Here is a 19,368-nt window from a genome sequence, read left to right on the forward strand (position 1 = left end):
CCAGCATCCGCTTCACCATCTGACTCTTGAATGCGTCCGTATACGGCACCGTTGTCTTCCTGCTCGCCCCGCTCAGGTGGTCACCTCGGCTGCTCAGCCGAGGCGACAACTACGCTGACACTGGGGGCTGCCGCCTGATGTTCTCCTCAATTTGCAACTGCTCGCGCCGTAGCTCATCGGCAGCCACTACACGGGCCTCGATGTGGCTGTGGCCGAGGGCCTTGGCTGCTCGGAAGCGCCGGAAGCCGGAGACCAGCTCGTACTTGCTCCTGGTGCCGGGAACCTGCCGCACCACAACGGGGTGCAGCAACGGGGCCCGCTTGAGGCTCTCCTGCAGGTCCTTGGTGTCGTACTCGCCGTCGCGCCAAAGATTCAAGCCCTCCTGGATGGCCCTGATCGGGAGTTGGCGGCTGCCGCTGATTGGGGCGATGGGCATGACTGGAAGTCTCCCTCCGGGTCTCATGCAGGGTCCAGGGTCGACTGCGACGACGTTGGTGGGACAACTACACGCGCCGAGACACAGGACCTGAAGTGGTCACCAGCGCCCGACAAACCCCACATCCCTCTCCAGGACGTTCGGCCCATCCGGGTGAACTCACCCCCACTACTTCTCGCGTGATCACCAGCGCCCGAACTGCCCCACGCCCCATCTCCATGGCGTTCGGCTCATCCGGGTGAACCCGCTCCCAATTGCCTATTGCGCACGATCTCGATGACCGTCGGACCATCTGGATTGGCTCCCATCCCCATCTCTCCATAGCGAATGGGTCTCTGGAGCCCGAGCTGCCCCGCAGCCTTCCCCGCTCGCCAATGGGTTGTCTTGGGGCCTGCGGGCCGATCAAGACTCAGAGAGCGACGGCGATTCGTTATTGGTGGTCGTGAGCACCGACACGCAGCTCATCCCACTACCGGTCGCCTCGGCTAACGATGCCGAGCCCCTTGCCATGGTCTTGGCCGAGCTGCGGGCCCTCCGCGCAGAGGTCCAGGCCCAGCGCCAGGAGATGCTGGATCTACGGCATCAGGTCGGAGCCCCTCTCCCAGTATCCATTCCTGTAGAGGAGGCTGCTCGGCGACTGGGCTGCGCCCGAACCCAGGTCTTCAAGCTGCTGTGCCGGGGACAGCTCCAGCGAGGGAAGTCCGTGGGTAGGCGCACCATGATCTCGGTAGCCAGCCTGGATGCACTTCAGACTGGCGAGTCCCAGAGGCAGCCCCGAAGTCGTACTGCCAAGCCCCGACGAGCCCAGGCACAGGCACAGGCACTGGCTGCCGCCATCCGTGACCTGCCGCTTCTGCCCTCACCTCCGGTGCCGTCTTCCCCAGGTTGATGACGAGGACGACTTCACGGTCAGGATCTTGCGTCAGGACGGGGAGCGGCGACGACGTACGGTTCAACCGGCCACGACGACGAACTTCGGGGCTGGCTTCGGATCTTCGGGATGTTCCAAGCGCAGCGTCAGCCTGGCCATCGGTGGGATGAACGTGCCCAAGTAGAACCGCCGCGTCGTCCGCTGCGTCTTGTGCCCAACCAGCTCAGCGATGCTCGCGATGGGGATGCCGCCGTCCTTGGGCTGCACGAGCGTGCCGCCGGTCACGGCCCAGGTGATGAAGGAGTGCCGCAAGCGCTCCAGCTCGATGACATCCAGGCCGCTCTGCTGTGCGGTCCTGCGCATCGCCCTCGACAGGTAGACCCGGTTCGGAGCCCGACCACGGGCCTGGAGACGTTGAGCCGCAGCCAGAGCCTGGGCATCCACCGACACGATGTGCCCCTCTCCGCTCTTGTGCGGGAAGAAGAGCGTACCTGCGATCTCCCCATAGCCTTCGAGGAGGTTGATGACGCCCTTCCCTTCGGCCAGGCGCTCGACCTCGGTCCCGTGCATCCCACACAAAGCCCGGAGGACGAACACGTCCCGGACCGGCTGCATGTCCACGGTCTGGAACTCACCCTCCTCCGGCTGGCGGTCAACCCGGTAGCCGGTCACGTACCGGTAGCTGCTCAGAGCGGCATAGAACTTCTGGACGTGCTCCATCGTGTAGGCGTGCTCATCCATGGGGCGGGCTGGCTCGATGGTCGGCGTCTTCAAGTCGAGGGTCGCATCCTGCGTGCGTGTCAGTCGGCCCTGTTCACGCAGGTATGCGGTCAGGCTCTTGAGGGCGACGATGCGCTTGTGCTCCGCCCCCTTCATCTTCGCCAGGGCCTGCCGGTACTGCTGGAGCGTGACCTGTCGGAGATCCACGGCCCCCAGGCGCTCGACCCAGTCGGCGAGATAACTCCTGATGTAGCGAATGTAGGGCTCGGTCCTACCCTTCCGCCGCAGGTCATCGAGGAAACCAGCGACCGTCGGGGCGTCGATGATGACGGCATCGGCCCTGGCCTTGACGGCGGCCTCCTTGGCGGTCACGTACTGGTCGGGTCCCGCTCGAAGAGCGCCAGTTCGGCGAGGGCCTGCTTCTCACTGGTGGCATCCAGCACCTTGGTGAAGCGCCGGCCCGCGACCATGCGCTCCAGCACCCACTGGGCTCGGCCTTTTCCGTCGACCTTGGTGCGTCCGCCTGCCCACTTGCCAGTCCAGCCGCTCATCAATCACCCATTACGTACAGGTTACGTATGAGCGCTGAGCGCGGGTTCCAGCCGGCTTCGGCCAGACCCAAAAAGCCCAATCACTCCAAGAGCTTATAACGTATCCTCACGCACCCTAGGGCTCCAGGACGCTGGCCTTTCAAGCCGGCGACACGGGTTCGAATCCCGTCGGGGACACAGTAAGCCGAGGCCGGAAGCCGCTCACCAGCGGTTTCCGGCCTCGGTGTTTTTCAGGCCCTGGCGCGTGCCCACGGAGGTCTCCACGCGAGAGACCCGGGGCCCCCTCTTTCCTCATCGGCGAAGGAGCACGGCGAGCCATCTCGCATGAGGAGGGGCGACGGAACGTTCGGCGGACGCGGCGACACGCCCACGTCAAAGGGACGGCTGCTCCCTCTGCATCAGGCCCTCCACCTGACGTTGGAGGGCCTTCACCCGATTGAGCTTCTTCCTCAGCTCTTCGCGCAGCGCGAGCGCGTCGGTGTGGATGGCCTCCTCGCGCAGCTCCCGGATGCTTTCGGCCAGGCAGGCGTGGAGAAGGTGGATTTGCTGCTGGGAGAGCTCCAGGACCATGGGACACCTCTCTGTCAGCGGAACAGTCGTGGCACTCCTCCCTCACACCCGAGGGAGCGGGTACGAGCGCGCGTCAGGGCCGGAGGGGCCGCTGCTCCTGAGGGCCTGGGACGCGGGCGGTAGCGGAACACCATGAAGTGTAAGCACGCGCTCGCCCACCGCCCCACGGCCGGTCCGACGGCTTCTGGGATGTCGGGGGTCCTGCATCCGTGACTCAAGCCACTACCGGGGGCGGGCGGCCGTTCCAGGCCATGCCTGCTTCCCACCGGGGCTCCGAATCACCGTGCGGCCCCTCGAGGGGAGCCGCGGGTGCCTACCGCCATTCGCGAAGCGGCGCCTCGGATAGAGGCGCCGCACCGCGAGCACTGACTACCGCAGCGCGATCAGCGAGGCCACGAGCAGCGAGACGACGCTCATGACCTTGATGAGGATGGCCACGCCAGGACCGGAGGTGTCCTTGAACGGGTCACCCACCATGTCGCCGACGACGGCGGCCTTGTGGACCGCCGAGCCCTTCGCGTGGCCCGGCAGCTTGCCCTTCTCGATGTACTTCTTGGCGTTGTCCCAAGCGCCACCCGCGTTGGCCATGTAGAGGGCCATGGTGGCGCCGACGACGAGCGCGCCGGCCAGGAGGCCCGCGAGCGCCGAGGGCCCCAGCACGTAGCCCACCAGCGGCGGGGCGACGATGGCGACGAGGCCCGGGAAGATCATCTCGCGCAGCGCGCTCTTGGTCGCGATGTCGACGATCTTCTTCGGGTCCGGATCCGCCTTGAGCTCCATCAGGCCCGGAATCTCACGGAACTGACGGCCAATCTCCTCGACGATGGCGCCGGCGGCGCGGCCCACGGCGAGCATCGTCGAAGCGCCCACCAGGAACGGCAGGATGGAGCCCAGCAGCATGCCCACGATGACGTTCGGGTTGGTCAGCAGCAGGCTCATCTCCGGCAGGCCGGCGGCGAGACGCGTGTGGTTGACCTCGAGGTTGAACGCGGAGAAGAGCGCGATGACCGTGAGCGTCGCCGAACCGATGGCGAAGCCCTTGCCGATGGCCGCCGTGGTGTTGCCCACCGCGTCCAGTTCGTCGGTGATGGCGCGCACTTCGGGGCCGAGCCCCGACATCTCGGAGATGCCGCCCGCGTTGTCGGAGATGGGGCCGTAGGCGTCCACCGTCATCACGACGGCCGTGCCACCCAGCATGCCCACCGCCGCCATCGCGATGCCGTACAGGCCGAGCGCCCGGTCCGCGATGTACGCCACCAGGGCAATGGTGGCCATCGAGATGCCCACGCTCTCCATGCCGACGGCGAGGCCGCGAATGAGGTTGGTGCCCGCGCCCGTGATGGAGGCTTCCGCGATGCGCTGCACCGGCGTGGACGACGTGTAGTAGTCCGTGACGAGGCCGATGATGGCACCGCCGAAGGCGCCCGCGGCCAGCGCCACCGTGATGGACTGGGACAGGCCGAACACGTTCATCATCACGAACGACAGGCCCACCAGGATGACGGGGGGCATGATGAGCGCGCTGCGCAGGACCTGCGCGGGATTCATGTGCTTGAGGGCACGTGCGATGAAGATGCTCAGCAGGCTGACAATCAGACCCACCGCGGAGAGCACCAGCGGAAGCACCACGCCTGCGGTCCTCGCGAGCCCCGTCGACGAGGGGTCCACCACGAGCCGGGACAGATCCCCCGCGCTCGCGGTCAGCGCGATCGCCATCGCGGCGACCAGGGCCGCCACCATGGACTCGTAGATGTCGGCGCCCATGCCGGCCACGTCGCCGACGTTGTCGCCCACGTTGTCCGCGATGACGCCGGGGTTGCGCGGATCGTCCTCGGGGATGTTCTCGATGACCTTGCCGGCGATGTCGGAGCCGACGTCGGCCGCCTTCGTGTAGATGCCGCCGCCCACGCGCGCGAAGAGCGCGATGGAGCTCGCGCCCACGGCGAAGGAGTGGAGGATGGGGGCCAACTGCGCGCTCTTCTGGAACACGTAGTAGACGCCGCCCATGCCGATCAGGCCCAGGCCCGCGACGGCGAGCCCCATGACGGCGCCACCATCGAGCGCGACCAGGAGCGCGTTCGGCTTCGAACCGGTGCGCGCGGCCTGCGCGGTGCGCACGTTCGCGAACGTCGCGGCCTTCATGCCGATGTAGCCCGCGAGCAGCGACAGGAACGCGCCCAGCACGAAGCTCGCGCTCGCGATCCATCCCAGCGTCAGGCCGATGATCACCGCGACAACCGCGCAGTAGGCCGCGAGCACCTTGTACTCGCGGACGAGGAACGCCATCGCGCCTTCGCGGATGTAGCCCGCGATGCGGTTCATGGTCGCGTCACCGTCCGGGAGCCCCTTGACGCGGAAGTAGAAGAACGCAGAGAAGAGCAGCCCCACGGCGCCGATGACGCCCGGTGCGACTGTCCAGAAATTCGACTCGAGACTCGACAACTCCATCCGTTCCTCCGGAGCAGTCGCGGGGGACAGACCTCCCCCCCTGCGGGCCGCTCGTGTGCCGCAAAATTTGGTACGGGGCCTATACGTGATTTCAGCGCACGCTGGGAGTCTCCTCGGAGCGGATCGGGAGGACCACCCGGGCCGCGAGGCGCGCAGGGGTTGCACCCACCCGGCCCCGTCTCAAGGCCGGCGCCATGGCGGCGACAGCCCCTCGGAACCTGTCGAGAACCGCTTGAGGGGCCATAAGTGCCTGGATTCACTCAGGCGCCCATGAAGGCGTGGGCCATCGCGGGGTTCAGGCCCACCCTCCTCCCACCCGCTTTCGGTGGCGCCCTCGCCGGCACCGGCTTCGCGGCGGGGCGTTGTCGTGGCCCTCCCGCCACTCGCCGCGTCCCGGGGCTTCGCCAGCAACGCGGGCCGTCATGGCCTGGCGCGCGAGCCCGGCGGCGCGGTGGAAGCGGAAGGGGCGTCCACCTCGGGGGCCTCGGGTTCCTCGCATAGGCTGCTCACGTCAACGACGTCGCGGATGCCGAGGGCCCGTCATGGATGTCTCGCAGTGGAAGCAGTTCCAGAAGGATCCCGTCGCCTACCTGGGCACCCGCACGGTGCGCATTCCCGACGACAAGGCGGGTGACAAGCGGGAGAGCACTCCGGGCAAGCTCATCATCGGCTCGGAGACCATGGACACCCTGCGCTACGCGGCCCGCTACAACGTGAGGGACCTCTACTTCCGGGACACGGGGGACACGGGACTGGACGTCGCCTTCGCCGCGCCCCCGGCCCCCAGCGGGTTCTTCGGCCTCTTCCAGTCCGCGCCCGTCACCCAGAAGGTCCGCGCGTACTTCCTGCCCTGGTCCACCGGCAAGGGCTACCACCTGACGCTCCACGCCACGGCCGACATCGACTTCTTCGCGACCGCGCCGCTCAACGGCTGCTGCCTGTACGCGAACGGCCTGGCGCGCAAGCCCGTGATCGTCCACTCCAACTACGACTCCGAGCGCCTCACCGTCGCCTTCGATCCGAGCCAGACGGTGGAGCAGCAGTTCGCGGCCACGGCCATCCACCAGATGAAGGCCTACACGAAGTTCTACGGCAAGTTGGAGACGGCGCTCGCGACGCAACTCGGGGCCTGGAGCAGGGACACGCCAGCGACGCAGTTCGGCCCCGCCCAGTATCTGCACCTGGGTGGTTCACAGGCCCGCGTGTTCGGGTTCAACCGGGATGGGGAATGGACGCTCTATTACAACCTGGAGCGGGTCACGATGCAGGGCAACCGCATCTCGGCCCGCACCGGCATCACCGGCGAGCTCTGGCCGAACTTCCAGCCCGTGGTCTGAAACCGCGAGGGGCTTCCACCCACGTCACCAGGAACGCGGTGGCGCCCAGATGGAACGTCAACGCTCCAATCCAATCCGGGGCAACACTCCCTCACGAGCCAGCGAGGGGATGAAGAGATGGTTCGAGCGCACCTTCATCCCGGACCGCGACGCGAGCTCCATGAGAGCGAGCCCCTCGACCGAGACCTGGCAGTCCGTGGCCCACGCCTCTTCGGACAGGATTCCTTTCTCCCGCAACCTCGCCTGACGGGCGCCGCGCTCGGCCATCATCCTCTCCAGCGCGGCATCGAAATCATCCCCCCGCCGCGCCAGCAGGGCACGACAGGCCTCCAGCCGGACGTCATCCGTGCCCTTGAGCACGAGTTCGTAGTGCTGGAGCAATGCCGCCGCCTCAGCCTCGGGCATCTCGCGGAAGAAGCCTCCCATGAGGAAATCCATGTAGAGGAAGTCCTCCTCACCAAGGGACTCACACAAGGTAACCTGTCGGGTGTTCGAGCCAAGTGACTCGGACAACCGCACACGCGCGTGCCCCCAGGCATTGGCGCGCCAGACCTCGCCGTTCAAATCGCTGATGATGTCGCCCTCGAAGCGACTGTTGGCGGCAGCGACCTTTCTCACGGCTTCCACGGCCTGGGCGAGCCCCATCCCCAGCCTGGCACTTTCTCGGGGACCGGCATCCGGCACTCGAATTACCGCTGCGGACTCGATCACCGCGTCAACGGGTGCGCCCCGCCGCCGGGCGGACGACACGGACTCCACCAGCACGCAGGCCCCGGCCTCTCCAGGCATCAAGCCGGTAGGTCGGGTTTCCGTCTTGAGCCTGTGGAATTCATCGAGCCATTCCAGGGAATAAGCATCCAGGTACGAATCGACCGCGACCAGCAGGTACCGCTCTGCCTCCGCATTGGAGATCCCCCGCTCCGCCTCCTGGAGCGCGGCGGCCAGTCCGGAATGTCCGAGCCCGAGGCACCGGGACGGAGGGACGGGAATCCACCGTCGCAGGCGCCCATGGAGGACCTGTGCATAGGCGTCTGAAAAGTCTTCAGCTCCGGCCTGACGGACCTCGAAGAAGCGCTCGCCGTCCAGCACGGGGGCAATGCAGATGAGCCGGGTGTGCCTCCAGAAACGTGCATCATCGTCTGGCCCTGGCAACCTGCCCTGTCGAAGGAGGTCCTCCAGCGCTCCCTGTGCGAGACGCGTCCATCTGGCCAGGGGCGCGAATCCCTCGGTGTAGCCCTCGAGGGGATGGCCCACCAGCGGGACCATGGCCTGGGTTTCCTCGTCCAGCACCTTGTAGCCGGGAAACGGGCGTGGACGCCGGATTCCCGCACGGATGGCGGCGCAGGAGGCGCTTGCGTCCCAACCGACACTGGAGAGCATTCCCAGTCCTGTGATGGCCAGCGCCATGGTCAGGAACCGCTGGTGATGGGACGCGGGTTCGACGCCATCTTCAACTCACTCAACACGATGTTCGTGAAACCCTTTTCGCGGATGGCCGCCACCAGAACCTCGTCAATCACATAGACCGTCGGCTTGTGACGAACGCGAAAGAGGGCCGGCGCTCCAGCCACCTTATCGGGATGGAGCATGGGATTGCGGATGGCCACCACGCCTCCATCCGGCCCGTATTTGATGCCGCTGCTCTCCTCATCAAGACAGTCATGCGTACCGATGGGATTGATGATGAAATAGTCCCGACTGAAGAGACGCCCCCTGTGGTCATGGAGATCAAATGGAAGGTACTCGACCTCCACCCTGGGGCAATGCGCCTCGATGGTCTCCTTGAATTCCTTGGAGACGATGAGGTAGTTGATGCTGTTGCCGAGCAGGGAGGATACCTGGATGCCGGGATGCTCCTCACTCATCTGGATTCGTGCGTCCGCCGGGTAGTAAGGCGCGGCATGGTCCCCGAGGGATGGGCAGTACTTACGCAGCCCGAGTCCGGGAGGTGAATCTTCGATGAAGCAAAGGCTTTCATCGCTCATACGGCCCAGTTGCAGGAGACGAAAGAACTTTCGCATGTACCGTGACCTTGGAGGAGTCGTGACGCGCCGGTCAGAACTCTGACGCGGCCATCGCCTCAAGTGACTCGTAGCCGCCTTCGACAATCGGCGTATAGAGCAGTTCCGAATGTGCCTCCAGCCTGGCCTTGAGGTCGGCGGGCTTCGGCTTCTCATGATCCACGGCGTCCTTGAGTGCCGAGGCAAAATCACCTTGCAGGCGCGACGACACGAGCATCCGGTAGGCCCTGTGATCCGGGTGCCGAGGCTGGCGATGAATAGGCAACTCCAGCACCTGGGCTACATGCGGATTCATGGGAAGCAAAACCATGTTCAGCTTGTGGTTGATGTTGTAGCCCTGCTCCAACAGCATGTTCCGGGCGTTCAGGACAAGTTCCGTCGAGCCACCATCTCCACCAAGGACCTTGTTGATGACGGACTGCAGGATGGAGTCCGGAATGATGTGATGCGACTCGTGATAGTAAGGCTTATTGCAATTTGCTTTGAAATTGTCCCTGGACCAATCGACATCCCAGTCGCCCTGCTGGGGCCTGCCCAGGCGCGCGAAGTACAGCTTCCCCGGGCCAGCGTAGAAGGGATGACCATCCTCGGACATCTGGTCCTTGGCTTCGTTCTCGTACCTGGGCCAGTTGTAGTACTGGGAATCCTCGGTCGCACGGACGAACGCCTGCCACCTGTGGAAGCACGAGTATGGCTCGAACTTGGACCTGTGTCGGTTCAGGCACTTGCCGCCATCGACGGAGCCCGTGCACTTGTGAGGCAGCATGGCCTCAAGGTCCTTCGTGTGGTTCTCTTCGGACATGTGCACCCCCGTCCATCAACGTGTGCGCCTGTTCAAACGCAAGGCTACTGCACACGGATGCGGATGAAAACTCCGGCCGGAACATGCCCGGTTTTGCCGCTGCGCCCGCATCCCAGCAAGGAAACTGGGAGCAGTCAGTGGCTGAATACCGTGCCGGAGGGTGCTCCCAATCACTTACGCGGTGGCGCCCAGATGGCGCTGTGGGCCTCCGGTGCATCCGGGGACTCCTGCGCCGTGTAGAAGTACGCCGCGACCGCTGCGCGGCCCCGGTCCTCGGGGCACTCCAGCGCGGCGGGGTGGCCATGCCAGTGGTCGTCGCCATGGGCCATCACGACCAGCCGATCCAGGATGGGCGCGATCCGCGTCTCGCACCGGGAGAGGTCGGCGCTCCACAACTCGAGGTCCCCGCCCCAGGCGGCCTCCCAACCGGGGTTCAGGTAGTAGAGGACGGTGAGCCGCCGCGAGAGCGCTCGGAAGCGATCGCGGTTGAAGTCCGCGTGCAGCGCCAGATGGCCGCCCCGCAGCGTGAGGTGCAGGCCGGCACCCCGGAAGTGCGGATCCGCGATGAGCCCCTGCACTCCGGTGAGGGTCTCCAGGAAGTCGATGAACGACATGCTGGAGAACTCCGAGAGCAGGTGCCGGAGCGCTCCGTGCACGCCTTCGAACGCGTTGCGCTGAAGCTGACCCAGGCGCGCTGCCTGTTCCTGGTGGTCGCGCCGCTTCCAGTTCGCCCCGGTCGCGCCCGGGAAGACCCCGGCCAGTCCCGACGCCAGGCGCTCCCCCAGGAAGTCATCGATGACGACGTGGGGATGCGGCCGTGCGACGCGGTAGCCGTCGCGCTGGGCCAACGCGAGCGCACGGAGCGCCTGGCGGGACAGGAAGAAGCTCGGGCCCAGCAAGGGGTTCTCTTCGAGGGTCGCGACGCTCACCGGCCCTTCGTTAACAGGCGGCGCGGCCGGCTGGAAGTCCGCTGGAATGCCTGCTCCATGATGACCCGGAGTCGTCGGCCCGGGACTTGCGATGGAGCCTCCGTCAACGGAGGAACGGATGGGCATTCGCACAGGCGTGGTGGGGGCAGGTCTCGCGGTCATGGCTTTGTTGTCGGGGGGTTGCGGTGACAACGCCCCGACAATCGACACCCAGGAGGGGCCGACGTCCGACCCGTCCGATGGAAACGAAGTTCCCACGTTGCCCCCTCCCGGTTCCTCCGAGGATGGCGGCACACCTCCTCCGGAAGAGGATGGGGGAACGACACCGGATGACGGCGGCTCACCCGACGCGGGGCCGACGCCCGACCCAGGCGAGCCCCAGGACGCGGGACCGTGGCCCGGGGACGCGGTGCTCGACTACTCGCGCTCGTTTGGCGTGGGCACGCCGCGGAGCGTGGGACTCGATGAGGGGATGAACCTCTGGCTCCTCGACGGCCGCCGCATTGGCGTGCTGCGTCCGGGAGACAAGGAGCCCACGTGGACCAGCGGCGTCGGTCAGGCGCGTCAGCCGTTCGGCGTGGACTCGCTCGCGACGGACTCGACGGTCATCTGCGGCGGCGAGGCCGGACGCGCGTACGTGGGCTACAGCGCCAACGAGATGAAGCGCATGGAGGGGGTCGAGCAGCGCACGTACATCCCCAATCCAGGCGACGCGTACTACACGCCCGAACGCTACGCCGAGTACCAGAAGGGAGACCTGGACGCGGTCCGCGTGCAGCCGGATGGGACCGTCGTGCTCGAGGAGCACCTCTGGCGCACCACCGGCGCGTCGAACGCGGGCCGGCAGATTGGCATCCACAACACGAACGACTTCCACTACGAGGAGGACCGCACCGTCCTCAACTGCGCCCGCGTGACGCGCGGTAGGGATCGCGGCGACCTCTACATCACGACGAACCACGGCGTGACGCGCATCCAGGGGCTCACCTACAACAGCCACCGGCACCCGGGCTGGTATCTGTATGAGAACGGCTCCGAGTGGGGGTCTTTGCAGTGCCCCTACATGCACGGACTGGGCATCGCGCCGAACGGGAACGTGCTCGTCGCCAATGAGCAGATGCTCGGCGTGCTCGTGCCCAGCGCGAAGCTGGAGGAGTGGGACCGTGAGATGACCTGGGAGGGCCCCACGCCCTGGGTCTTCAAGAGCTTCAACGACGCGCTCAACGGGCAGGCCTCCGATGACTACTGGCGCGCCTTCGAGCAGACCCCCGAGGGCCGCTACTACCTGGGGAGCGCGGAGTTCGGCGTCTGGGCGATGACGCCGAAGTCACGCTCGACGGGGAACTGGTCCAAGGTCGCGGGGCTGCCCACGAATCGCATCCTTTCGCTCAAGGCGACGGATGATGGCGCGCTCTACATCGGCACGAATGGCGAGGGCCTCTGGCGGCTGGAGCCGGACGGCACGACGCTGGCGAAGGTGCCGCAGGTGTCGGGCCAGCGTGTCCTGCAACTCGTCTATGAGCCCACCGTGACGCCGAGCATGCTGCTCGTCCTCACCGACCAGGGACTGACCGTCCTCCGGGGACCGTAGGGCCATCTGCTCTGCGTCAGGAAAAGGGGATGGGCGAAGCAATCCGTCCATCCCCTACCGCCGGGCTCACCGTGTCAGGCGAACTGCCGCAAGATCCTCTGCTTCTCCATCGGGGCCACTTTCTGCTGCCAGTCTTCCCCGTACTTCCGCTCCGCCTCGAAGAGGCGGAGCACGATCTCGAGCTTTCCAATCTCCTCCTTGTGGAAGGTGTCACGCAGGTCCTGGAAGTATTGGCTCGTCGGGTTGCTGGTGCCTCCGAAGCAATCCCGGATGAACTGACCGAGCTTCTCGGGAGGCCTCTTGACGCCCTCCGACTTCCAATCAAACCAGTGATCGCTCATGAGCCCCTCGGCAGAGCAAAGCATCCCGTATTGCCTCATGGTGCCATTGAAGTCAGCTCCAATATCCAACGGGGGGAAGGCGTCGGGATGCTTGAGCTGGAAGTAGGGCTTGCCCATGTTGAGGACAAGCTCCGCCGTATTCTGTCCTTCGAATACCACGGGCAGATTGGCCGCCCGGTAGAGGTAGTTGAAAAGTGGGATGGGAAGCTCTCCCATTTCGACAATGAGAAGCTGCTTGGCGCCCAGCGAGTTGATGGCCGTCGTGATTTCCTGTGGGTTTCCCTCCCAGCTCTCCCGACGCAGCACCTTGACCCTTTCAGCGACCTTGCGTGTCCCGAGGAAGCTCTTGAAGTTTTCGTGGGCTCGAACAATCACTGAATTCGAATAGGGCGCTGACTCCACGAGATATTTCTGGAGCAGATTCATCGTTGGCGACGCCTTGAGTCGGTTCTTCTCCTTGAGCTTCTCGTCGTCGAGGTTGCCGAGCGCAACGAGAACGGCGGGGCGCTGGAGTCTTGCTTCGAGGGTGGCGGCGGAAATGAGCGCCATCCCGCCGGGGGCTGACTCTTGCTGCGCACAGAGGATGCCAAGCGATAAATTGGAGAGCACCTGCACTGGATCCGTCCACGTATGCACCCCGTACGCGGTGCACAGATTGATGGTACCAGCCTGAGTCGCCTTGCAGATTTCACTGACCGCGTTGAAGGGCGCTGTCTTCGCGAACGGCTCGATGCTGGAGTCATCCGGGAGGGAGAGGTAGAAGGTCCTCTTGGCGATATGCAGGTGCTTGTATGTGGCAGCGACATCAATCTTGCGCGCGCCCACGTGGACGAGGATGGGCTCACCCCATTTGTAGGGCTGGAGCTTGATGAGGTTCGCCACGTTGAGCTCATCAGGGCTCACATCATTCCGCCCCTTCTCGATGTCAATCCCTCCAGTGATACCGAAGTCCAGGGCTGGCTCCACGGTGCCCATATCGCTTCGCAGCTTGCGACAGAGGGTCTTGCAACCTTGAAACAAGAACGTTCCCGCATGGGAATAGTCCAGCGACGCGGACCACTTGGAAAAGCCTGGCAGCAGAACCTTGACCTTGTTTTCGGCCTTCTCGGAGTCGCTCCGAAAGTCAACGATGACATCGAAGTAGCCGGTGAAGCCAAGCTCGACCAACCGCTTCATGATATTGACCGTGGACGCGTAGTGTCCGAAGTTGGCCGAGGCCGCGAGGAAGACACGGACGACTGCCGCGCTCGCGACCCCACCTATCTTTCGCGGTGTATTCAGATAGGCAATGAGGCTTTCCAGTCCGAGGCGGCGAGCGGGGTTGGCCTTGATTTCGCTCGCCTGCCTGGCCCTCCGCACCCAACGCGCCTCGATGATGTCCCTACTGCGGAAGCGATTGGGCTGACTCTCATCTGGCTTTTTCCGAGGCATACCGTCGAGACTCCTGGGCGCGTGTCACTGGCGAGAATAGATACCACGGGTGTGGCTTCCCTCGCACTCCCAGGAAGGGAACACCAGGAGTTGGAATTCCAGAGACATCCCGATAGAGCCTGGACACTTCCCTGTGACTGGGGCTGGCCGGGCCCCGGTAGCGCATCACTCCGCGCGGTCCTTCGCGCCCTGCCACCGCTGGCCGGAGCTGTAGTTGGTCGGGATCCACCGGTAGCCCTTCCCTTCCGCGCCAAGCCGGCCCAGGCCGGGAAAGGGCATGTGCGCGAGGCCGATCAGATCGCCGCGCCTCGCGGCCTCCGTGAACGCACGCGCTCGCTGGGATGCGGCCGCACGCTCATCGACATCGTAGGCGACCGTCACTGAAGGCTCGCGCAGCTGCACCGAACCGAAGTGCATCAAGTCACCCCACAGGGCCAGCCTCTGCCCACGGCTCTCGACGACGTAGGCGCTGTGCCCGGGCGTATGTCCTGGCGTCGGCATGGCCCGGATGCCCGGGACGATGGAGTCCCCGTCCCCGAACGTCTTCAGCTTCCCCGCGCCCTGGTACGGCCCCACCATCGCCCTCGCCTCCTCGAAGTACTTCGGGTCCACCGGTCCCTTCGACCGGTCATCGCGACCCAGCCAGAAGCCCGCCTCTCGCGCGTGCACCTGGAGGATGGCGTTGGGGAACGCCCGGCTCACGTTGGACATGAGCCCGCCGGAGTGATCGGAATGGATGTGCGTGAGCAGCACCACATCGATCTGCTCCGGCTGGTAGCCTGCGGCCCGGAGGCTCTGCTGGAGCTGGCCTCCCACGCCGGGGCCGAAGAAGCCCCCCACGCCCGTGTCCACGAGCACCAGCGCCGTGCCGGTGTTGATGAGGAACGCGTTGATGGACAGCTCGACCGGATCCGTCAGGTGATCGCGCGAGAGCAGTTCCTTCACCCTTTCTGGCGTCGTGTGCGTCGCCACCTCGCTCACCGTCTGGGGAACGGTGCCGTCCGACAGCACCGTGACTTCGAAGTCGCCGAGCAGCATCCGGTGGAAGCCGGGCGCCTGGGTCCGCACCTGGGGCGCGGCCGCATGGACGGCGGACGGAAGCAGTGGAGCGCCGGCCAGCATCAGCAGCGTGAGGGCGCGAGAGACAGCGTGGAAGGCACCGCGGGGCAGGGGATTTTTCATGGACGAGGAGATACGCCCCGCCTCCCCTGGGATAAACGGGCGCTCTTCACACACTCCGTTTCACCGCTGAAACAATCCGGAGTGCGCACCGAGGCCCTGGGGCCTCCTGTCCGAACGCGGTATGCCGTGCTGGAGGTGGATGATGGACAGGTTCACGGCGATGGAAGCCTTCGTCCGCGTGGTGGAGAGCGGAAGCTTCACCAAGGCGGCGGACGCGCTGGGCCGCCCGAAGGCCGCGGTGACCCGGCTGATCCAACAGTTGGAGGCACAGTTGCGCGTGAAGCTGCTTCACCGCACCACGCGCCGCGTGACGGTCACCCCGGAGGGCATGACCTACTACCAGCAGGCCCTGCGCCTGTTGGGCGAGGTGCGGGAGCTTGAAGCCACGCTGTCCCAGACACGGCGCGGCCCCCGGGGGCGCTTGCGGGTGGAGTCGAGCGGGACGATCTCCCGGCTGCTCATCGTCCCCGCGCTGCCGTCGTTCTACGCGCGCTACCCCCAACTGCACATCGAGCTGGGCGTGAGCGACCGCGTCGTGGACCTGCTCGCGGACAACGTCGACTGCGCCATTCGCGGAGGCCCCGTGAAGGACGAGTCCCTGGTGGCACGGCACCTGGGCGACCTCTGCTATTGGGTGTGCGCATCACCGCGCTACCTGGAGCGCCACGGCACGCCCGTCCACCCGCAGGAGCTGGCGGGCCCGTCGCACGCGGTGGTCAGCTACTTCTCGTCGCTGAGCGGCAAGGAACTCCCCTTCGTCTTCGTGCGCGAGGGCGAGCGACTGGAGGTCCAGGGCCGCAGCCTGCTCACGCTCAACGAAACCAACGCATACCTGGCCGCCGGGCTCGCGGGCCTCGGCGTCATGTACGCGCCGCGCTTCGTGCTGGAGCCGTACCTGGCCTCCGGGGAGCTGGTGCGGGTGATGGAAGGATGGCGGCTCGAACCCCGGCCCCTGTTCCTGGTCTACCCACCCGCGCGGCAGCTTGGCGCAGGGGTGCGGGTCTTCATCGACTGGTTGATGGAGCTGTTCGCGAGCCGGCCGAACCTGTGGCGCGATGACGGTTAGCGCTCCCGGGTCAGACCGTCGGAATCGTTCCACCGTCGATGGTGTACTCGCTGCCATGGATGGACGCGGCACGCGCTGATGCCAGGAAGGCGACGAGCTCCGCGACCTCCTCCGGCCAGGACGGGCGCCCGATGGGAATGCCTCCGAGCGCGTCCATGATGCTCTGGCGCGCGGCGGCCTCGTCGGTGCCCGAGTGTTCCGCGATGCGCTGCACCAGGGCCTCGGCGGCGGTGGTGCGGATCCACCCGGGAGCAATCGAATTCACCCGCACGCCCTTGGGTCCCAGCTCCTTGGAGAGAGCCTTGCTGTACGTCGACAAAGCGGCCTTCGCGGCTGCGTAGGCGATGGTGGAATCGGGGAGCGGAAGCCGCCGCTGGATGGAGGAGATGTGAAGCACCACGCCCCTTCCGCGTTCAATCATCGCGGGGATGAGCGCGCGATCCAGACGGACCGCGCCCAGGAGGTTGAGCGAAAGCTCCTCCTGCCAGAGTTCATCCGTGAGCGCGGCGAAGCCGCCTCCGGGCGCGGAGGAGCCCCCCAGGTTGTGGACCAGGATGTCGATGCCGCCAAGCTTGTCCTTGACCGTGCGCACCACCGTGACCGCGCCTTCGGGGGTACAGAGGTCCGCCTGCACGAAGAGGCCGGGCGTCGAGTCCACTGGAATCGCCGAGCGTGCGACCGCGACCGTCACCGCTCCCGCCGCGCTGAGCCGACGCACGATGGCCTGGCCGGCCCCCTTGGTTCCTCCCGTTACGAGCACACGCTGGTCCGCGAACTCGCGCGGATCGATGACGAAGCGAGGGATTGCTGTTCCGGACACGGGCTTCTCCTGTGGAGGGATGCCTCTAGAAATGGCGGTAGACTCATCCGGTGACAAGAGCGCACGAAGAAGTAGGGGACTCACCCGTGGGTAAGTATGAGGAACCGTCGACGCCCGACGCCGCGGCGGACCGGGTCGAGGAAGCCCTGAAGCTGATTGAAGGTCGCTGGAAGCTGGTGATCCTCTTCCAGCTCTTCGGAGGCCGAGTGGTGCGCTTCTCGGAGTTCGAGCGGGCCATCCCTGGCATCTCCCAGAAGATGCTGGCGCAGCAGCTCCGTCAGTTGGAGCGCGACGGCCTGGTGAACAGGGTCGTGTACCCGGAGGTCCCCCCGCGCGTCGAATATCGACTCACCGCGTGGGGTCAGTCCTTGTGCCCGGCGCTCGATGGACTGCTCCGCTGGGCAGCGACCCGCGAAGCGCTCACCGACGGGGCTTCGGGTTCCTGACGCAATTCCCACGGAGACCGGTTTGGGCACGGTCTCCATCGGTTCACCGCGAGGTGGATTGACCAGCGTGAATCTGGCTCAGTGACAGAGCCCGGCCCAGCGGACGTAGCCCCTGGAGTAGTAGTCGTAGCCGTTCGCGTATCCGAAGCCCTCACCGTAGACCCAGTACTCTCCGTTCGACCAGAACACCTGGGTGCTCGGATAGAAGGTGTCCCGACCATGAACCAGGGACCCAGCCGTCAAGCCAGACGTGGAAGGCGAACCATAGACGCCGAGCGTGGGCCAGCAGACCGAGTAGCCAGCCTGGGCATGCACCGTACGGCCTTCATCGGCCTGGGGCTGCGGCTCGACCTGGGACTGCACTTCCGGGTCCAGCGGACCCTCCTCGGGTGCGCCTCCGCAGCCAACGGTCCACAGCGCGGTACTGCCCACCAGGAACAGGAGCGTTCGCAAATTCTTCATGGGATGTCTTTCTTTGGTCCGCCTCAAGGCATCACGCCTGATCGCGAATCGCGACGAGCGGCCGGCGCTGTATACAGCGCTGTGTCATCGCTCCGCAAATGCCTCTGCCCCGAGAGCTGCGCTCAGCGAAACATCCATGTCGACACACCGCGACATGAGACGGGCCTGCTCGACTGCTCTCATCCCCTGGGTCAGGGCGTGAGCCGCGCACCGTTCACGGTGAGGACAGTGGGGACAATCGTCGGGAATCCCTCGCGGGAGCAACCCGGGTGCGCCGCAGGCCGCGTATAGGCAGGGGGCGGGCCCGGGCCGGTGGGCGGAAGCCGATGAACCGTGGAGGCGGACCATGGCGGTGCTGGAATTCGACAGGATGGAGACGCCCAGGCTCGTGTTGAGGCGGCTGCGCGCGGAGGACCTGGACGCGCTGGTGGCCTACCGCGGCGACCCGGAGGTGGCGCGCTACCAGAGCTGGAGCGACTACGACGCGGAGCGGGGACGAAAGCTCATCGAGATGATGTCCACGCGCCAGCCCGGCGAGCCCGGGTGGTTCCAGTTCGCCATCGCGCTGAAGGACAACGATACCCTGGTAGGGGACTGCGCGCTGCGCGTGGATGAGCAGGACCCGCGCGTGGGAGAGATTGGCTTCACGCTCTCACGGCACCACCAGGGACAGGGGCTGGGCACCGAGGCCGTGCGGGCGCTGCTGGGCTACGTGTTCGGCGCGCTGCGCCTGCACCGGATCATCGCCGTGACGGACGCGAAGAACACCGCCGCCGCGGCCGTGCTGGAGCGGCTGGGCATGCGGCGCGAGGGGCACTTCATCGAGAATGTCTTCTTCAAGGGCGCCTGGGGTGACGAGTTCCAGTACGCCCTGCTCGGCCGTGAGTGGACGAAGCCCTGAACCCGATTACGGCGGGCCCACCGCCGTGCTTAACGGTCCGTGGCGGGACAGGTCCTCGCGGGGATAGCCCGCCGCCTTGAGCCAGATGCCCTTCCAGCCACTGCCCAACTGCTCCTCGTAGGAGCGCTTCTGCTCCAGCAGCCGGGACTGCGCGAACAGGAACTCCGCCCTTCCCTCCTCCAGCACACGCTGAAGCCGGGTCTCGGCCTCCGGGGCCAGCCCGGTGCTCAACTCCCGCAGCTTCGACAGGGGGACGTCGACACCCTCCGCCCTTGGAGCGTGCTGCTCGGCGGCGGAGCCGAGCAGGGCCTTCAAGGTAACCGTCCGGCCAACGACGTGCGGTGAGGGATTGCCGGCGTAGCGGTGCGCGGCGGACGCTGGTGGGCATGGCGAAGCAGGTGGCGAAGCCGGAGTGGGCGTGCGTCGCGGAAGCGTTCGAGGCC

Annotated in this window: 19 protein-coding genes; 5 read left to right on the top strand and 14 right to left on the bottom strand. The window is 66.0% G+C overall.

The window, feature by feature from the left end; genetic code table 11:
* Positions 1-109 precede the first annotated feature (109 nt).
* The 5 genes from D7V88_RS24050 to D7V88_RS24065 all read right to left on the bottom strand — a co-directional run bounded on the left by D7V88_RS24050 (position 110) and on the right by D7V88_RS24065 (position 5,596).
* Positions 110-436 (bottom strand): ParB N-terminal domain-containing protein, encoded by a 327-nt coding sequence (locus tag D7V88_RS24050; RefSeq protein ID WP_158625140.1) that lies wholly within the window; start codon positions 434-436, stop codon positions 110-112.
* 952 nt (positions 437-1,388) lie between these two features.
* Entirely contained in the window at positions 1,389-2,399 is a 1,011-nt protein-coding gene (locus D7V88_RS24055; protein WP_120542986.1) for a site-specific integrase, read from the bottom strand.
* Positions 2,396-2,578, bottom strand: coding sequence for a hypothetical protein (locus tag D7V88_RS42650; RefSeq protein WP_147448842.1), 183 nt, complete (start codon positions 2,576-2,578; stop codon positions 2,396-2,398). The genes D7V88_RS24055 and D7V88_RS42650 overlap by 4 nt, the downstream gene beginning before the upstream one ends.
* A gap of 372 nt (positions 2,579-2,950) precedes the next feature.
* Positions 2,951-3,148 (bottom strand): hypothetical protein, encoded by a 198-nt coding sequence (locus D7V88_RS24060; protein WP_120542987.1) that lies wholly within the window; start codon positions 3,146-3,148, stop codon positions 2,951-2,953.
* A gap of 369 nt (positions 3,149-3,517) precedes the next feature.
* Complete coding sequence (locus D7V88_RS24065) at positions 3,518-5,596, bottom strand: sodium-translocating pyrophosphatase (RefSeq protein WP_120542988.1); 2,079 nt, start codon at positions 5,594-5,596, stop codon at positions 3,518-3,520.
* A 542-nt stretch (positions 5,597-6,138) separates the two neighbouring features.
* On the opposite strand from D7V88_RS24065, the gene D7V88_RS24070 reads away from it, so the two are divergent.
* Positions 6,139-6,933, top strand: a complete 795-nt coding sequence (locus tag D7V88_RS24070; protein ID WP_120542989.1) for a hypothetical protein — start codon at positions 6,139-6,141, stop codon at positions 6,931-6,933.
* Positions 6,934-6,990: 57 nt separating this feature from the next.
* Here D7V88_RS24070 and D7V88_RS24075 read toward each other — a convergent pair whose 3' ends face one another.
* The 4 genes from D7V88_RS24075 to D7V88_RS24090 all read right to left on the bottom strand — a co-directional run bounded on the left by D7V88_RS24075 (position 6,991) and on the right by D7V88_RS24090 (position 10,685).
* Positions 6,991-8,340: an immunity 49 family protein gene (locus D7V88_RS24075; protein ID WP_120542990.1), complete on the bottom strand. Its 1,350-nt coding sequence runs from the start codon at positions 8,338-8,340 to the stop codon at positions 6,991-6,993.
* A gap of 2 nt (positions 8,341-8,342) precedes the next feature.
* Positions 8,343-8,954: an imm11 family protein gene (locus D7V88_RS24080; RefSeq protein WP_147448843.1), complete on the bottom strand. Its 612-nt coding sequence runs from the start codon at positions 8,952-8,954 to the stop codon at positions 8,343-8,345.
* 34 nt (positions 8,955-8,988) lie between these two features.
* The gene (locus tag D7V88_RS24085; protein WP_120542992.1) at positions 8,989-9,756 is read right to left on the bottom strand and encodes an AHH domain-containing protein; all 768 of its coding nucleotides are present in this window, start codon (positions 9,754-9,756) and stop codon (positions 8,989-8,991) included.
* 170 nt (positions 9,757-9,926) lie between these two features.
* Positions 9,927-10,685, bottom strand: a complete 759-nt coding sequence (locus tag D7V88_RS24090; RefSeq protein ID WP_120542993.1) for a 2OG-Fe(II) oxygenase — start codon at positions 10,683-10,685, stop codon at positions 9,927-9,929.
* Positions 10,686-10,803: 118 nt separating this feature from the next.
* On the opposite strand from D7V88_RS24090, the gene D7V88_RS24095 reads away from it, so the two are divergent.
* Positions 10,804-12,276: an RAD23 family protein gene (locus D7V88_RS24095; protein WP_120542994.1), complete on the top strand. Its 1,473-nt coding sequence runs from the start codon at positions 10,804-10,806 to the stop codon at positions 12,274-12,276.
* A gap of 74 nt (positions 12,277-12,350) precedes the next feature.
* On the opposite strand, the gene D7V88_RS24100 is transcribed toward D7V88_RS24095, so the two are convergent.
* Together D7V88_RS24100 and D7V88_RS24105 are read right to left on the bottom strand one after the other, a co-directional pair.
* Entirely contained in the window at positions 12,351-14,048 is a 1,698-nt protein-coding gene (locus tag D7V88_RS24100; RefSeq protein ID WP_120542995.1) for a hypothetical protein, read from the bottom strand.
* A gap of 165 nt (positions 14,049-14,213) precedes the next feature.
* On the bottom strand, positions 14,214-15,230 hold the full coding sequence (locus D7V88_RS24105; RefSeq protein WP_244238353.1) for an MBL fold metallo-hydrolase: 1,017 nt from the start codon (positions 15,228-15,230) through the stop codon (positions 14,214-14,216).
* A gap of 139 nt (positions 15,231-15,369) precedes the next feature.
* Here D7V88_RS24105 and D7V88_RS24110 point away from each other — a divergent pair, with 139 nt between their 5' ends.
* Positions 15,370-16,296 (top strand): LysR family transcriptional regulator, encoded by a 927-nt coding sequence (locus D7V88_RS24110; protein ID WP_244238354.1) that lies wholly within the window; start codon positions 15,370-15,372, stop codon positions 16,294-16,296.
* 10 nt (positions 16,297-16,306) lie between these two features.
* On the opposite strand, the gene D7V88_RS24115 is transcribed toward D7V88_RS24110, so the two are convergent.
* Positions 16,307-17,116, bottom strand: a complete 810-nt coding sequence (locus D7V88_RS24115) for an SDR family oxidoreductase (RefSeq protein WP_244238355.1) — start codon at positions 17,114-17,116, stop codon at positions 16,307-16,309.
* A gap of 86 nt (positions 17,117-17,202) precedes the next feature.
* Here D7V88_RS24115 and D7V88_RS24120 point away from each other — a divergent pair, with 86 nt between their 5' ends.
* On the top strand, positions 17,203-17,562 hold the full coding sequence (locus D7V88_RS24120; RefSeq protein WP_244238356.1) for a winged helix-turn-helix transcriptional regulator: 360 nt from the start codon (positions 17,203-17,205) through the stop codon (positions 17,560-17,562).
* Positions 17,563-17,640: 78 nt separating this feature from the next.
* On the opposite strand, the gene D7V88_RS24125 is transcribed toward D7V88_RS24120, so the two are convergent.
* Positions 17,641-18,024 carry a hypothetical protein gene (locus tag D7V88_RS24125; RefSeq protein ID WP_120542997.1) on the bottom strand — a complete coding sequence of 128 codons (384 nt, stop codon included), beginning with the start codon at positions 18,022-18,024 and terminating at the stop codon, positions 17,641-17,643.
* Positions 18,025-18,370: 346 nt separating this feature from the next.
* Here D7V88_RS24125 and D7V88_RS24130 point away from each other — a divergent pair, with 346 nt between their 5' ends.
* Positions 18,371-18,925 carry a GNAT family N-acetyltransferase gene (locus D7V88_RS24130; protein WP_120542998.1) on the top strand — a complete coding sequence of 185 codons (555 nt, stop codon included), beginning with the start codon at positions 18,371-18,373 and terminating at the stop codon, positions 18,923-18,925.
* A gap of 6 nt (positions 18,926-18,931) precedes the next feature.
* On the opposite strand, the gene D7V88_RS24135 is transcribed toward D7V88_RS24130, so the two are convergent.
* Positions 18,932-19,240: a hypothetical protein gene (locus D7V88_RS24135; protein ID WP_120542999.1), complete on the bottom strand. Its 309-nt coding sequence runs from the start codon at positions 19,238-19,240 to the stop codon at positions 18,932-18,934.
* Between the last annotated feature and the right edge of the window lie 128 nt (positions 19,241-19,368).

The sequence above is a fragment of the Corallococcus terminator genome, from assembly GCF_003611635.1.
Taxonomy (GTDB): Bacteria; Myxococcota; Myxococcia; order Myxococcales; family Myxococcaceae; genus Corallococcus; species Corallococcus terminator.